This window comes from Roseobacter sinensis (assembly GCF_025755255.1).
Lineage (GTDB): Bacteria > Pseudomonadota > Alphaproteobacteria > Rhodobacterales > Rhodobacteraceae > Roseobacter > Roseobacter sinensis.
Genome location: NZ_JALIEB010000009.1, coordinates 1 through 14,858, shown reverse-complemented (window position 1 = coordinate 14,858; position 14,858 = coordinate 1). Strand labels below are relative to the sequence as shown.

14 protein-coding genes are annotated in these 14,858 nt (G+C 64.0%); 4 read left to right on the top strand and 10 right to left on the bottom strand.

Translation table 11 applies throughout. From position 1 onward, the window contains the following. Positions 1 to 37: 37 nt before the first annotated feature. The gene (locus tag MUB52_RS13925; RefSeq protein ID WP_404818227.1) at positions 38 to 853 is read right to left on the bottom strand and encodes an MBL fold metallo-hydrolase; all 816 of its coding nucleotides are present in this window, start codon (positions 851 to 853) and stop codon (positions 38 to 40) included. Between the two features lie 297 nt (positions 854 to 1,150). On the opposite strand from MUB52_RS13925, the gene MUB52_RS13920 reads away from it, so the two are divergent. Next, positions 1,151 to 1,441: a hypothetical protein gene (locus tag MUB52_RS13920; protein WP_263844843.1), complete on the top strand. Its 291-nt coding sequence runs from the start codon at positions 1,151 to 1,153 to the stop codon at positions 1,439 to 1,441. 16 nt (positions 1,442 to 1,457) lie between these two features. Here the strand turns inward: MUB52_RS13920 and MUB52_RS13915 are convergent, their stop codons facing one another. The 9 genes from MUB52_RS13915 to coxB all read right to left on the bottom strand — a co-directional run bounded on the left by MUB52_RS13915 (position 1,458) and on the right by coxB (position 8,999). After that, a complete protein-coding gene (locus tag MUB52_RS13915) occupies positions 1,458 to 2,042 on the bottom strand; it encodes a GNAT family N-acetyltransferase (protein WP_263845009.1) in 585 nt (194 codons plus the stop codon). After that, positions 2,042 to 3,304 carry a M16 family metallopeptidase gene (locus tag MUB52_RS13910; protein WP_263844842.1) on the bottom strand — a complete coding sequence of 421 codons (1,263 nt, stop codon included), beginning with the start codon at positions 3,302 to 3,304 and terminating at the stop codon, positions 2,042 to 2,044. Before MUB52_RS13910 ends, MUB52_RS13915 begins: the two co-directional genes overlap by 1 nt. After that, a complete protein-coding gene (thrC, locus tag MUB52_RS13905; RefSeq protein ID WP_263844841.1) occupies positions 3,301 to 4,689 on the bottom strand; it encodes a threonine synthase in 1,389 nt (462 codons plus the stop codon). The genes MUB52_RS13910 and thrC overlap by 4 nt, the downstream gene beginning before the upstream one ends. A gap of 12 nt (positions 4,690 to 4,701) precedes the next feature. Continuing rightward, positions 4,702 to 5,463 (bottom strand): SURF1 family protein, encoded by a 762-nt coding sequence (locus MUB52_RS13900; protein ID WP_263844840.1) that lies wholly within the window; start codon positions 5,461 to 5,463, stop codon positions 4,702 to 4,704. Between the two features lie 67 nt (positions 5,464 to 5,530). Then, complete coding sequence (locus MUB52_RS13895; RefSeq protein ID WP_263844839.1) at positions 5,531 to 6,352, bottom strand: cytochrome c oxidase subunit 3; 822 nt, start codon at positions 6,350 to 6,352, stop codon at positions 5,531 to 5,533. 25 nt (positions 6,353 to 6,377) lie between these two features. After that, on the bottom strand, positions 6,378 to 6,962 hold the full coding sequence (locus tag MUB52_RS13890; RefSeq protein ID WP_263845008.1) for a cytochrome c oxidase assembly protein: 585 nt from the start codon (positions 6,960 to 6,962) through the stop codon (positions 6,378 to 6,380). After that, positions 6,962 to 7,126, bottom strand: a complete 165-nt coding sequence (locus tag MUB52_RS13885; RefSeq protein ID WP_263844838.1) for a cytochrome C oxidase assembly protein — start codon at positions 7,124 to 7,126, stop codon at positions 6,962 to 6,964. The genes MUB52_RS13890 and MUB52_RS13885 overlap by 1 nt, the downstream gene beginning before the upstream one ends. Before the next feature lie 2 nt (positions 7,127 to 7,128). Next, a complete protein-coding gene (gene cyoE / locus MUB52_RS13880; RefSeq protein ID WP_263844837.1) occupies positions 7,129 to 8,061 on the bottom strand; it encodes a heme o synthase in 933 nt (310 codons plus the stop codon). 56 nt (positions 8,062 to 8,117) lie between these two features. Next, entirely contained in the window at positions 8,118 to 8,999 is an 882-nt protein-coding gene (coxB, locus tag MUB52_RS13875; RefSeq protein WP_263844836.1) for a cytochrome c oxidase subunit II, read from the bottom strand. Positions 9,000 to 9,176: 177 nt separating this feature from the next. On the opposite strand from coxB, the gene tldD reads away from it, so the two are divergent. The 3 genes from tldD (at position 9,177) to topA (ending at position 14,627) form a co-directional block, all read left to right on the top strand. Next, positions 9,177 to 10,598 (top strand): metalloprotease TldD, encoded by a 1,422-nt coding sequence (gene tldD / locus MUB52_RS13870; RefSeq protein WP_263844835.1) that lies wholly within the window; start codon positions 9,177 to 9,179, stop codon positions 10,596 to 10,598. Positions 10,599 to 10,703: 105 nt separating this feature from the next. After that, the gene (gene dprA / locus MUB52_RS13865; RefSeq protein WP_263844834.1) at positions 10,704 to 11,852 is read left to right on the top strand and encodes a DNA-processing protein DprA; all 1,149 of its coding nucleotides are present in this window, start codon (positions 10,704 to 10,706) and stop codon (positions 11,850 to 11,852) included. 192 nt (positions 11,853 to 12,044) lie between these two features. Continuing rightward, positions 12,045 to 14,627 carry a type I DNA topoisomerase gene (gene topA, locus MUB52_RS13860; protein ID WP_263844833.1) on the top strand — a complete coding sequence of 861 codons (2,583 nt, stop codon included), beginning with the start codon at positions 12,045 to 12,047 and terminating at the stop codon, positions 14,625 to 14,627. Positions 14,628 to 14,858 lie beyond the last annotated feature (231 nt).

Sequence of the window (14,858 nt, the reverse complement as noted above, 5' to 3'; positions counted from 1 at the left end):
GCCTTGATCCCCCGCGGCGCGGGGCGATGCAAGAGGCCTACTCGCTCAGAAGCTGCGGACGCAGCACCATCACTGTGGGGCGCCCCGGAAGACGGTCGAGCGAGATATCGAGCGCAGGCCCGCCGACCTCGACCACGGCAAACTCATCCGCCATCCCGGCCAGAAACTCATCCAGCCCGTAGAGCGAGAACCAATGCATCGGAATCACGACGGACGACCGCAGCCGCTTGAGGATCCGGATCATCGTCGGCAGATCCAGCGTGTACCCCCCATCGACCGGCGCCATGACCACGTCCAACCGCCCCAAAGCGGCGTATTGCTCAGGATCCGGCTCGTGGTGCAAATGCCCCAGATGCCCGACACAAAGCCCCGCGAGCTCAAACACGAAGATCGAATTCCCGTTCTCCTCGACGCCGGAAAACTGCGAACGAATATCGGTCGAGACGTTGCGCACCAGTACCTCTCCGAGATCGAGATGATGCGAAATTCCCTCGCCAAAAGGCCCCCAGCCGGGCAGCACATGCGGGATCGCGGGGTCGGGATTGGCCGTCCAATGAGTGTCATGGGCGTGGTTCATCGTCACCACATCCGGGATCAGCGGGGCTGAGCCGGTAAACCCGGTGTAATCCGTGACCATGTTCAGCCCGCCATGGCTGCGGATCAGAAAACTGGCGTGCGCGATGTAGTGGATGCGCACCGTCTCCTCAGCCACGGGCCCAAGACTGGCAGGCACCACATACTCCAGCCCCGGCGTCTCGGCCAAGGCAATGCAGTGGCTCGGCGTGCGCGTCTCCACCTGCGCCAAAAGCGCGCCCGGCAACAAGGCCAAGACCGCGGCAATCATTCTCAACATGCACCTGTCTCCCTTTGTCTTCCCCACCGTAAGCTAGAGTGGCCGGGTCGAAAATCATCTGCCGCGTTTGATCTGTGATCACCGCGGTTCTGACGGCCGCCCTGCCAAATTGCTGTGCACTGGCGGGCCGTCGCGCGTTGTCCCACACCTTGAAGCGAGGCCGTCACAGCGGGAATCCGCCCGGAGGCGCCACGCCTCTTGTTTGGGGATGCACAGAGACCATATTTCAGTTAATGACGGTCATGTCATTAAGAAGGCTGAAACCCATTTTTTCTCAGGCCAACCGGAGAGTCTCAGATGATCAAAAGAACCGCCCAGTGGACGACACTCGCCGCGCTCTGCGCAAGTGTGCTCAGCATCGGTACCCCAGCCGACGCACAAGGCATTGTGATCCTGAAAGCCAAGAAGAAGGCGGCGATCGCGCGGACGCAGGCGCCCGTCGTTGTGGCGCCGACGATTGTCCCGCAGGCGGTCGTGCCCGTCCAGCCGGTTGCACCAGCCCCTGTTCCAGCCGCGCCCCCGGTGGTCAAGAAACTGCGCCCCGGCCCACCGATCCCGCCGCTTGTGTTGCTCAAAGCGCTGAACTGATCCGGCGACGGCGGCCTTATCCTGCGCCGGTCTTGCCGCGCCGGTCGCTGCGCAGCGCGGCATAAAGCACATGGGTGCGCCAGCGCCCACCGATCTGCAGGTAGCTCTGTGCCACCCCTTCGTATTTGAACCCCGAGGTCTCCAGCAGCCCGCGAGACGCGACATTCTCCGGCAAGCAGGCCGCCTCGATCCGGCTCAGATCCAGCTGCGTGAAGGCATGATGAACCAATGCCGTGATCGCCTCGCGCATGTACCCTTGCCGGGCGAAGGGTTCGCCTGTCCAGTATCCCAGCGTGCCGGCCTGCGCGGGCCCGCGGCGAATGTTGTCGAGCGTGATGGCGCCCAGAAGTGCGTCATCCTGCCGCCGGATCAGAAACAGCGGCAGCGCAGTCCCCCCCGAGACCGAGCGCTGCGCCCAATAGACACGGTTGGTGAAGGCCTTGCGCGTCAGATGATCCTTGGCCCAGCTCGGCTCCCAGGCGCTCAGATAGTCCCGGCTCTGCGACCGCAGGCTGGTCCAGGCCCGAAAGTCCGAATGGATGGGCGGGCGCAGGGTCATCCGTTCGGTCTCGATGCGGAGTTTCCGAAACCCGCGCAGGATCACGCCGCCCGCCGCTCCTGCAATTGCGCGAGGCTGGGCGCCGCATCAATCGGCCCGTAAAGCGCCAGCGCCGCAGGGGCCGCCGAGGCCATGCCTTCCGCGAACTCGCGCACATCGCCCGTGGTGACCGCGTCGATCAACGCCACGGTCTCCTCCAGCGGCGGCACGCGGTCCCAGATCTGCACCAGCCGTGCCAGGCGTTCGGCGCGCGTGGAGGGGCTCTCCAGCCCCATCAGCAGCCCCGCCTTCATCTGCGCCCGCGCCCGCGCCACTTCGGCGGGCGACATATCGCTCGCCGCGCGCTTCATCTCATCGATGGTGATCTCAGCGAGCTGCGGCAGCTGGTCGGCGCTGGTCCCCGCATAGATCGTCGTCATACCGGTATCCGCATAGGCGCCCGCCTGGGCAAAGATCGAATAACACAGCCCCCGGTTCTCGCGGATCTCCTGGAACAGACGGCTCGACATGCCGCCGCCGAGAGCGGAGGCATAGATCTGCGCGGTATAGATGCTGTCGTCGCGATAGCCCGGACTTTCGAAGCCCAGGGCAAAATGTGCCTGCTCCAGCGCCTTGGGCTGCCGCCGCTCGCCGCCCAGAAACCGCGCCGCATCCGCGTCGACCACGGGCCGCGCCTGCATCGCCCCGAAAAGCTCTTCGGCCAGTTTCACAATCGCCTCGTGATCCACCGCGCCCGCGGCCGCGAGAATCATCTGCTCGGGGCCGTAGTGCTGCTGAATGAAGCCCTGAAGATCGGCGCGGGTGAATTTCGACACCCGCTCCGACGGTCCCAGAATGGTGCGGCCCATGGGGTGGTCGGGATAGGCCTCTTCCTGCAACCAGTCGAAAATCACATCGTCCGGCGTGTCGAGGGCCTGCCCGATCTCCTGCAGGATCACGCTCCGCTCCACCTCGATCTCGGCGTCTTCCAGCGTCGGGTTCAGCAGAATGTCGGCAATCACATCGAGCGCCAGCGGCACGTCGTTCTGCAGCACCCGCGCGTAGTAGGCCGTGACCTCACGGCTGGTGTAGGCGTTGATGTAGCCGCCCACGTCCTCGATGCTCTCTGCAATCTGCAAGGCCGTGCGCCGCTTAGTGCCCTTGAAGGCCATATGCTCGAGAAAATGCGCGATGCCGTTCTGCTGCGGCGTCTCGTGGCGCGCGCCCGCGGTCACCCAGATGCCGACGGAGGCCGAGGCGAGCCCGGGGATTTCTTCAGTGACGATACGAAAGCCGTTCGGCAGGCGGTGTTGGTTCAGTGTCACGCAGCTCTCAGCCCTTTGATATGCGCCGTGAGCGCCCCCAGATCATTCGGCACCCGGCTCACCCGTTCCGCGCGTTCATACAGGTCTGCCATACGGGGGGGCAAGGGGGGCCGTTGCGTCGTGGCCTGTTCCACCGCATCGGGAAACTTCGCCGGATGCGCGGTGGCCAGCGTGATCGTCGGCGTGCCGGTCACGCGATGCTCGTCCGCGACTTTCACACCGATCGCCGTATGCGGGCAGAGCAGCTCGCCGGTTGTCTCGAGCGTGCGTGCAATCGTCGCCATCGTCTCCTCTTCCGATGCACGGCCCGAGAGGTAGTGCGACTGCAGCACCTCCATCGCCCCCTGGCTGACCTCGAAGCCCCCCGCCTTCAGCTCCTCCATCAGCTGCGAGACCGCATTGCCATCGCGGTCGTAGGCATCGAAGAGCGCGCGCTCGAAGTTGGAGCTGACCTGAATATCCATCGACGGGCTGATCGAGGGCACCGTCTCACCCTTGTGATAGCCTTGGCCCTTCAGGCAGCGGTCGAGGATGTCATTCTGGTTCGTGGCCACCACCAGCTTATCGATGGGCAGCCCCATGCGCTTGGCGATGTAGCCTGCGAAGATATCGCCGAAATTGCCCGTGGGCACAGTGAAGCTGACCTTGCGGTGCGGCGCGCCCACCGACACGGCGGAAGAGAAGTAATAGACCACCTGCGCCAGCACCCGGCCCCAGTTGATCGAGTTCACGCCCGCCAGCCTGACCTCATCGCGGAAGGCAAAATCGTTGAACATATCCTTCAGCCGCGCCTGGCAGTCATCGAAATCGCCATCCATCGCCAGCGCGTGCACATTGTCTTCCGTGGGCGTCGTCATCTGCCGTCGCTGCACCTCCGAGATGCGCCCGTGCGGGTAGAGGATGAAGACATCCACACTATCGAGACCCCGGAACGCCTCGATGGCGGCGGAGCCGGTGTCGCCTGACGTGGCGCCCACGATGGTGACACGCTCGCCCCGCCGGGCCAGGGCTGTCTGGAACATCTGCCCGATGAGCTGCATCGCAAAGTCCTTGAAGGCCAGCGTCGGCCCGTGGAACAGCTCCAGCAGGAAATGCCCCTGATCCAGCTGCACCAGCGGCGCACGCGCCGCATGGCCGAAGCCTGCATAGGCGCGCGCGATGATCCCCTCGAATTCCTCGTCGGTGAAGACATCCCCCACGAAGGGGCGCATCACGCGATAGGCAATCGCCTCATAGCTCAACCCTTCGAGCCGCGCGATATCTGCGACCGCCATTTGCGGGATCACCTCGGGCACATAGAGCCCGCCGTCCCGCGCGAGTCCGGTCAGCATCGCCTCTTCGAAATTCAGCACGGGGGCCGTGCCACGGGTGGAGATATAGCGCATCGCTCGTCCCTCTCAGCGCGCGCTGCGTCGCGTGCGCAGCAGGAAATACACGGTCATGGCCCCCCAGATCACCGCCAGGGAAAACCACGTGATGGCGTATTGCAGGTGATCGTTCGGAATACCAGCCGTGTCTACCGGCCAGGGCGTCACGCCGAGGTCCGTTTCCGGCGTCTCACGCAGCACGACGAGCACGGGCTCGGTGCTGAGGGCGCGCGCCATCTCGGGCACGTCGCGGGCAAACCAGATGTTCCCCTGAAGATCGGGCGCCGGGGTGAAGCTGTCGGCCTCGTTCGGCGTGTCGAGATTGCCGACAAGGGTGAGCTGTTCGTCCGGCGGCGGAGGCGGCGCGCCCGCGTCATCCACGATCCACCCTGTATCCACCAGAATGCGCCCGTACCCCTCGGCCTGAAACGGGCGGATGATGCGGTAGACCGCGCCCACGGTCTTGCGTGAGGCCAGCACCCGGATCGGCGGAGCATCGGTGTCGAAACTGCCGGTCATGGTAACGGGGCTGTAACGATTGAGCTCTGGCATTTGCACCGTTGACAGATGACCCGCACTCTCCCGACGCTGCCCGGCGGCGCCCGCCGGGCGGGACGTTTCGGCTGTTTGATTCTGAGCGACCCCCAGTGGCACAGGGTCCGCTGCGATCTGGCTCTCGATGCGCGCCAGCAGGTCCTCTTTCCACGCGAGGCGCTGAACCTGCCAAATCCCGAGGCTGACAAGGATGCCCACCCCGATCATCCCGACAATCAACCCGAACCAAAGCCGCATGATCTCCCCTCTTCACGTGAAAAGCGCGCGGAAACCGCGCGCTTCGCTCTTGTCTTTGGACAGGCGCCTAGTGCGCGCCGGGCATCTGCCCCACACCCCAGATGTAGACGGCGAAGAACAGGAAGAGCCAGACCACATCGACGAAGTGCCAGTACCAGGCAGCGGCCTCGAAGCCGATGTGCTTCTCGGCGGTGAAGTGGCCTTTCATCGCACGGAACCAGCAGACCGCCAGGAAGATGGTCCCGATGATCACATGCGCACCGTGAAAGCCTGTGGCCATGAAGAAGTTGGAGAAGAACTTGTCGCCCCCGAACTCCCAGCCCTGATAGAGCAGATAGGAATATTCGTAGCCCTGCAGCACGGTGAAGGCGACGCCCAGAACCACTGCGATGCCCAGACCGTTGATCACGTCCTTGCGCGGGCCGCCATGCACCAGCGCATGGTGCGCCCATGTGACGGCACAGCCCGACAGAAGCAGCACCAGCGTGTTGATCAGCGGCAGGTGGAACGCGTCCACATGGTAGATCTCAGGCTGCACGTATTCGGTGCCCGCGTATTCGCTCATCGGGTAGATGGCGTGCTTGAAGAAGCTCCAGAACCAGGCCGCGAAGAACATCACCTCGGACATGATGAAGAGGATGAAGCCATAGCGCAGGCCGATCCGCACGACGGGTGTGTGATCGCCAATCCGGCTTTCAGCCACGACCTCGGCCCACCAGCCGAACATCACGTAGAGCACGCCGACAAAGCCGATCCAGAACATCCAGGGCGTGACCGACTGCATCCAGAGCACGGCGCCAAATAGCATGATGAACCCCGCGAGCGCGCCCAGCAGCGGCCAGATCGAGGGGTTCAGAATATGGTAGTCGTGGTTCTTTTCTTGGGCCATGGCCTCGTCCCTTGCCTTATGGTGGTCAGTTCAGACTTGTGTCTGAGGGTTGGTCTGTCTGCTCCAGCGAGGCGTACCCCTCGGGCAGGTCGATTTCATAAAAGGTGTAAGACAGCGTGATCGTGTGGATGAACTTGCCGTCGCGGTCCTCCACGATCTCCGGGTCCACATAGAAGGTCACCGGCATCTCCACCCGCTCCCCCGGCTGTAACACCTGTTCTTCGAAGCAGAAGCACTGGATCTTGTTGAAGAAGCCGCCCGCTTGGTAGGGGGTCACGTTGTAGCTGGCCGAGCCTGCAATGGGCCGGTCCGTGGGGTTGTAGGCCTCGTAGAAGGCAAGCCCGGTCTCGCCGATGCGGACCTCCATCTCTCGCTCCACAGGCTTGAACTCCCAGGCCATATTGCTGTGCAGCGAGCCATCGAAGCGCACGGTGATGGTCTGGTCGAGCACGTCGTCGGGGGCCACCTCGGAAACCCCTGTTACCCCGCCGAAGCCCGTGACCCGGCAGAACCAATCGTAGAACGGCACCGAGGCCCAGGCGAGGCCGCCCATGACGACCACAAGGCTTACGGTCTGTGCAACGGTCTTTGCGGGTCCGGTGAGGCGGATCACTGCGACAACTCCTCTGCTTTGGGCAGTTCGAAATCTCCATTGGTCACTTTGGCGACGGTCAGCGCCAGAATCAGCACGACAAAGCCGCCCAGCAGCAGCCCGACGCCCACATTGCGGCCCCTGCGGCGCGTGTGCAGCTCATGCTCGGGTCGGAATGCCATCGTCACCAGCCTCCAAGGCCAAAGGGGCGCGCCATCGCTTCGATCAGGATCGCACCAAAGTGCGCGAAAAGATACCACAACGAGAGGCGAAAGACTCTTTTCTCGACCGCGTAGCTATCGGCCTCGGCTTGCGCCTCGTCTCGGCGCCAGATCTCTACGGCGCCCTTCAGGAAGAGGGCGTTCAGGACTACGGCAACGGCCAAATAGAGCGGCCCGCCGATGGCGCTGAACCCGGTGCCGACAGCAAGTGCCGCAAGCAGGACGGTATAGCCGAGGATGTGCAGCCGGGTCGCCTTGCGCCCGTGCGTGACGGTCAGCATCGGCACATCGGCATCGTCGTAGTCGGACTTCATGAAGAGGGCGAGCGCCCAGAAATGCGGCGGCGTCCACATGAAGATCAGCGCGAACATCAACCAGGCCTCGATGGAGAAGCTGCCGGTGGCGACGACCCAGCCGATCACCGGTGGGAAGGCGCCCGCAGCCCCGCCGATCACGATGTTCTGCGGCGTCGAGCGTTTCAGCCACATGGAGTAGATGACGGCGTAGAAGAAGATGGTGAAGGCGAGAAGGGCTGCCGCCAGCAGGTTGGCGGCGAGGCCCAGCATCATCACCGAAAGACCGGAGAGCGCGATGCCAAGCGACAGCGCCTCGCCCGCCGGCACCCGACCCGAGGGGATCGGGCGTTTCGCGGTCCGGCGCATCACCGCATCGATATCTGCGTCCCACCACATGTTCAGCGCACCCGAGGCCCCTGCCCCGATGGCAATGAAGAGGATAGAGCAGAATGCCACAACCGGGTTCACCGAGACAGGCGCGGCGAGCAGACCGACAAGCGCAGTGAACACCACAAGCGACATCACGCGCGGCTTCATCAGCGCGAAGTAATCGCCCAGCTGCGTGTCGTACTCCTGCGTGGTATAGCTAGCGTCCGCCATTCATGCGCCTTGCGTGCTGTGAGAGACAAGGGCGGCCTGAAAGCCCGCCCAACCGGTCAGTTCGAAGCGATCACACGGGTCCGGGGAATGCCCGCATACTCTTCGCGCGCCTCTTCGAGCCATTCCGCATAGGCCTCTTCCGAGACCACCTTCACGGTGATCGGCATATAGGCGTGCGCGATACCGCAAAGCTCGGAGCATTGACCGAAGTAGATGCCTTCCTGCTCCGCCTTGAACCACAGCTCGGCCAGACGACCGGGCACGGCGTCCTGCTTGACGCCGAAAGCCGGGATGGTCCAGGCATGGATCACATCGCCACCCGTGACCTGCATCACGATGGTCTTGTTCACCGGGATGACGACCGCGGTGTCGGTGGCCAGAAGGAATTCATCCTCCGAGTACCCCGCCTCTTCCAGCTGTGCGATCACTTCCGGTGTCTTCTTGTTCTGCCCGCCAGTGGCCGGCGCACCGATCATATAGCTGTCAAAGGCGAAGCCTTCGTCGACATACTCATACCCCCAGTACCACTGGTAGCCGGTCACCTTGATGGTGATGTCTGCCTCCGGGATCTCCTGCTGTTTGAACAGGACCGGCAGCGAAAACGCCCCGATAAAGACCAGAATGACAATGGGGACAACGGTCCAGGCCACCTCGACCGGGGTGTGGTGGGTAAAGGAGGCCGATGTGGGGTTGCGCTTGGCATTGTAGCGGATGATCACCCAGGCCATGAGCGCGGTCACGAACAGCGTGATGGCCGTGATGATCACGAGGATCATGCCGTCGAGCCACTGCAGGTCGCGCGCCAGCTCGGTCGCGGCGGGCTGGAAGCCCATCTTCCCGTCGACGGGCGCGCCGATGACTTCGAGGTTGTCCTGCGCCCGGGCCGTGCTCGCGGCCAGTCCCGCCATCAAACCTGAGAGAGTGAAGAAACGTTTCATGTGTCGTCCTGATCTTGGGATCATGTGTTGTCTTGCCCATGCGGGAAGGTCTGCGCACCCGTCCGCACATTGTAATCTGCGCTCTTACAATCATATTCTGATCACGAGATAAAGAGTTGAGCTTGCGTCATAGAGACGCTGACTCCATTTTTCACACCGTCCTGGAGGACCGATCCCATGTCCGATACCGCCTTCCGGCCTTTCCAAGAGACCCTGGACCGCGAGGCCGCGCTGCGCATCCTGCGCGCGGCGACTGACGGTGCGGACGATGGCGAGCTGTTTCTCGAACGACGCCGGTCCGAGGCGTTGGTCTTCGATGACGGGCGGCTGAAGACAGCAAGCTACGACGCCTCCGAAGGCTTCGGGCTGCGCGCGGTCTGCGGCGAGGTGGCGGGCTATGCCCATTCCACCGAGATTTCTGAAGCAGCGCTGATGCGCGCCTCCGAGACCGCACGCCTCGCGGTGGGCGATGGCGGCGGCACGCTTGCCGATGCGCCGCAGCCCACAAACACCCGGCTCTACACCGATGACGACCCGATTGCGGGTGCGGCCTTCCCGGTGAAGGTCGAGACCCTGCGCGCGATGGACGCCTACGCCCGCGATCTGGACAAGCGCGTGGTTCAGGTCTCGGCCACTATCGCCGCCAGCCTGCAGGAGGTCGAAATTCTACGGCCCGATGGGCAATCGGTGCGCGATGTGCGCCCGATGACACGGGTGAATGTCTCGGTGATTGTCGAACAGGACGGGCGCCGCGAAGCCGGCGGGGTCGGCGGCGGCGGGCGCGTCGGGCTCGACGGTCTGCTTGATCCCGCGGACTGGCAATCGAAGATTCGCGAGGCGCTGCGCATCGCTACCGTGAACCTCGAGGCCGTCCCCGCGCCGGCCGGTGTGATGGATGTGGTGCTGGGCCCCGGCTGGCCGGGCATCCTGCTGCATGAGGCCATCGGACACGGGCTCGAAGGGGATTTCAACCGCAAGGGATCTTCCGCCTTCGCGGGGCTCATGGGTCAGCGGATCGCAAGCCCGGGTGTCACCGTGCTCGACGATGGCACCATCCCTGACCGGCGCGGCTCGATCACCATCGACGACGAAGGCACGCCTTCGGGCAAGAACACCCTGATCGAAGACGGCATACTGGTAGGCTACATGCAGGACCGGCAGAATGCACGCCTCATGGGCGTGGCGCCCACGGGCAACGGGCGGCGCCAAAGCTATGCCCACGCGCCGATGCCGCGTATGACCAATACCTATATGCTGAGCGGCGATAGCGACCCCGGCGACATCGTCGCGGACCTCAAGGACGGCATCTACGCCGTGGGGTTCGGTGGCGGCCAGGTCGATATCACCAACGGCAAGTTCGTCTTTTCCTGTACCGAGGCGTATCGGGTCGAAAACGGAAAGGTCGGCGCGCCGGTCAAAGGCGCCACGCTCATCGGCGATGGGGCGACGGCGCTCAAGCACATCCGGGCCATCGGCAACGACATGGCGCTCGACCCCGGTATGGGCAACTGCGGCAAGGCGGGCCAGTGGGTGCCGGTGGGCGTCGGCCAGCCCACATTGATGATCGGCGGGCTGACCGTGGGAGGCTCGGCCTCATGATCCGGGGCGCCTCCCCAGAAATAGCGATAGCACAACCCTGCATTGATTCATGGGTTGTTAACCATCTCCGCGTAAATCTGATTCTCGTAAAGGACGGAGATGAGGATGACTGAAAAGGACCACAATCCTTCTTCCACTCACCCCCCACTCCCACCCACCTCGGAAGACGAACAGTTTTCCCGTCTCCGTCTTTTGCGATCCCGCCGGGTTGGCTTAACGACGTATAAACGACTGCTGACTGAACACGGCACGGCGCAGAACGCGTTGGCCGCGCTGCCTGAGGTAGCGCGTGCCGCCGGCGTTGAAGACTATGAAGTCTGCCCCGAAGGTGTCATTACGTCCGAACTGAAGGCAGCGCGGGCAGCCGGTGCGCGTCTGATCATGCAGGGCACGCCGGCCTACCCCCCCACGCTGGATGAAATCGAGGATGCACCGCCCTTTCTATGGGTCATCGGCGCAGCGGAGATGATTCTGCGACCGATGATTTCGCTTGTGGGCGCGCGGAACGCCTCGTCTCTGGGGACGCGCATGGCAAAAGCGCTGGCGCGCGATCTGGGCGAGGCGGGCTACATCGTGGTCTCGGGCCTCGCGCGCGGGGTCGATGCGGCGGCGCACAAAGCCGCCCTGCCCACCGGAACCGTCGCGGTGCTGGCCGGTGGGGTTGATGTGATCTACCCGGCGGAGAACGCCGAGTTGGCAGGGCAGATTGCCGAAACCGGCCTGCGGCTCTCCGAACAGCCGATGGGGCTGCAACCGACCGCCCGACACTTTCCCAGCCGCAACCGAATCATCTCTGGCCTCAGCCGCGCGACCGTTGTGGTCGAGGCCGCGGCAAAATCCGGCAGCCTGATCACCGCGCGCGATGCGCTTGATCAAGGCCGCGAGGTCCTTGCCGTGCCGGGCAGCCCGTTCGATGCGCGCGCGGCAGGCTGCAACCAGTTGATCCGCGATGGCGCAACGCTGGTCCGGTCGGCAGCGGACGTGCTCGAAGCGCTGACCCCGCTCAGCGGGGAGACGCCTGAACTGCCACTGGAACCGGCGGTCAAACCCGCGCCAAAGAAAAACCGGGCGCTGCGCGAGGTGGCCGCGCTGCACCGGCAGATCCTCTCGCGCCTGAGCCCTGCTCCACTCGCCGAAGACCAGCTGATCCGCGACCTGGCCGTCGCCCCCGCCGATGTCGCACCCGCCCTGCTCGATCTGGAGTTGGACGGCAAGATCGCACGCCGGTCCGGCGGTCTGCTCTCCAAGGTCTGAGCCTTCTCAACCCCCGGGCTGAAACGGGGCTGAAGCCCCTTCGAAGCAGGTGCGAATTCCTGCAGCAGACCGCCCTGCCGACTGTAACGTTTTTTTGCCACGATGTGGTCGATCAGATTGACAAACCCGGCCGCACAGCACATCTCGCTTCAACATGGACGTGCGGAATTCGACCCAGAGGTGCCCGAGTAAATGCCAGTAGTAGTTGTGGAGTCGCCGGCTAAAGCCAAGACAATTAACGCATATTTGGGTGACGACTACACGGTGCTCGCCTCTTATGGGCACGTGCGCGACCTCCCCCCAAAGGATGGCTCCGTCGATCCGGAGAACGAGTTCGAGATGCTCTGGGAGGTCGCCTCCGACAGCAAGAAACACGTCAAGGCCATCGCTGACGCGCTGAAAGACGACAACGCGCTGATCCTCGCGACCGACCCCGACCGCGAAGGCGAGGCGATCAGCTGGCACCTGCAGGAAGCGCTGACCAAGCGCAAGTCGATCAGATCGGACACACCCGTCAGCCGCGTGGTGTTCAACCAGATCACGAAGAAGGCCGTGACCGAGGCGATGCAGAACCCGCGCCAGGTCGACATGCCACTGGTCGAGGCGTACCTCGCGCGCCGCGCGCTCGACTATCTGGTGGGCTTCAATCTGTCGCCGGTCCTCTGGCGCAAGCTGCCGGGCGCGAAATCCGCAGGTCGCGTGCAGTCGGTCACGCTGCGGCTCATCGTCGAGCGCGAGATGGAAATCGAGGCCTTCCGCGCGCGCGAATACTGGTCCGTCAAGGCGTTGCTTGCCACGCCGCGCGGGCAGGAGTTCGAAGCGCGCCTCACCGTGCTCGCAGGCAAGAAGCTCGACAAGTTCGACATCGCAAACGAAACCCAGGCCGAGATGGCGGTGCAGGCGATCACCTCCCGCGACCTCACGGTGCAATCGGTCGAGGCCAAGCCCGCCAACCGCAACCCCGCCGCCCCCTTCATGACCTCGACCCTGCAGCAGGAGGCCAGCCGCAAGTTCGGCATGGGCGCGCGGCAGTGCATGTCCACCGCGCAGCGGCTCTATGAGGCGGGCTACATCACCTATATGCGGACCGACGGCATCGATATGGCGCCGGAAGCCGTACAGGCCGCCCGCGACGCGATCGAGACGCTCTACGGCAAGGACTACGTGCCCAGCCAACCGCGCATGTACAAGAACAAGGCCAAGAACGCCCAGGAGGCGCATGAATGCGTGCGCCCCACCGACATGATGGTCAAGGCCGAGGATCTCAAGACCTCCGATGCCGACCAGCGCAAGCTCTATGATCTGATCTGGAAGCGCACGCTGGCCTGCCAGATGGAAGCCGCGCGCATGGAGCGCACCACCGTCGACGTGGGCAGCGCCGATGGCCAGGTGCAACTGCGCGCGACCGGTCAGGTGGTGCTCTTCGACGGCTTCCTGCGGGTCTATGAAGAAGGCCGCGACGATGTCGTGGATGAGGACGACAAGCGCCTGCCGCAGATCGACGAGGGCGACAAGATGGACAAACGCGCCGTCACGCCCGAGCAGCATTTCACCCAGCCCCCGCCCCGCTACACGGAGGCGACACTGGTCAAGAAGATGGAAGAGCTCGGTATCGGGCGCCCCTCGACCTATGCCTCCATCGTGACAACGATCCAGGACCGCGAATACGTCCGCAAGGACAAGAACCGCCTGATCCCCGAGGACAAGGGGCGCCTCGTCACGGCGTTTCTGGAGAATTACTTCCGCAAGTATGTGGGCTACGGCTTCACCGCCGATCTGGAAAACGAACTCGACGATGTCAGCGCGGGGGATGCCGAGTACAAAGAGGTGCTGCGCCGCTTCTGGCGCGATTTCTCTGCCGCCATCGCTGAAACAGCCGATTTGCGCATCACCGAAGTGCTGGAGAAGATCAACGAGGTGCTGGAGCCGCATCTCTTCCCGCCCAACGAGGACGGCACCGACCCGCGGCTCTGTCCCAATTGCGGCGCCGGGCGGCTCAGCATGCGCACGGCACGCTCGGGCGGCGCCTTCATCGGCTGCTCGAACTACCCCGAGTGCCGCTATACCCGCGCCTTCGGCCCGCCGGGCGAGGAGGACGACAGCGGCATCCCCCCCGAGGGCAAACTGCTCGGCGAGGACGCGGGCGACAAGATCTTTGCCTTCAAGGGCCGCTTCGGGCCTTATGTGCAGCGCGGCGAGGTGACTGAAGACAACAAAAAGCCGCCGCGCCAATCGATCCCGAAGGACTGGCCGCCCGAGAGCGTTGATCTTGAGCAGGCCTTGATGCTCTTGTCTCTGCCGCGCGAGATCGGCCCGCACCCAGAGGATGGCGTCACGGTCTGGGCCAACATCGGGCGCTACGGGCCGTACCTGAAACACGCGGCCTCGACCTCCGAACGCGGTGGGACGAACGCCAACCTCGAGAGCATCGACGAGGTCTGGACCGTGGGCATGAACCGCGCAGTGCAACTCCTGGCCGAGAAAATCGCAAGCCGCGGCGGGCGCGGTGCCACCGCCAAAACCCTGCGCGAGCTTGGCGAGCATCCGGATCAGGGCGGCCCTGTCGCAATCATGGAGGGCAAGTACGGCCCTTACGTGAAATGGGACAAGATCAACGCCACCCTCCCCAAGGGCACCGAGCCTGAAGACCTTACGCTTGAGGCGGCCGCGCTCCTGATCGAAGAAAAGGCCGCCAAGAAAGGCAAGGGCCGTCGCAAGACAGCTGCCAAGAAAACGGCGCCCACGAAGAAGGCTGCCGCCGCGAAGAAGGCCTGATCCAGCGCCGCACGGCATCCCGATGCAAGGGCTTCCGGTCGGCGCCAAAGCGGTTTGACCGATATCAAACTGGCGGTATACTCTCGCACACTTGGGGCGACTCTCCGGAGCGGAGCCGTTCCGTGCGGATATGTCCGGTCAGCCAGCCGGACCAGGGGAGCGAAATGAACAAGATCTTTGAGACGGCGTCTTCGGCGCTGGAGGGTGTTCTGCACGACGGGATGCTGATCG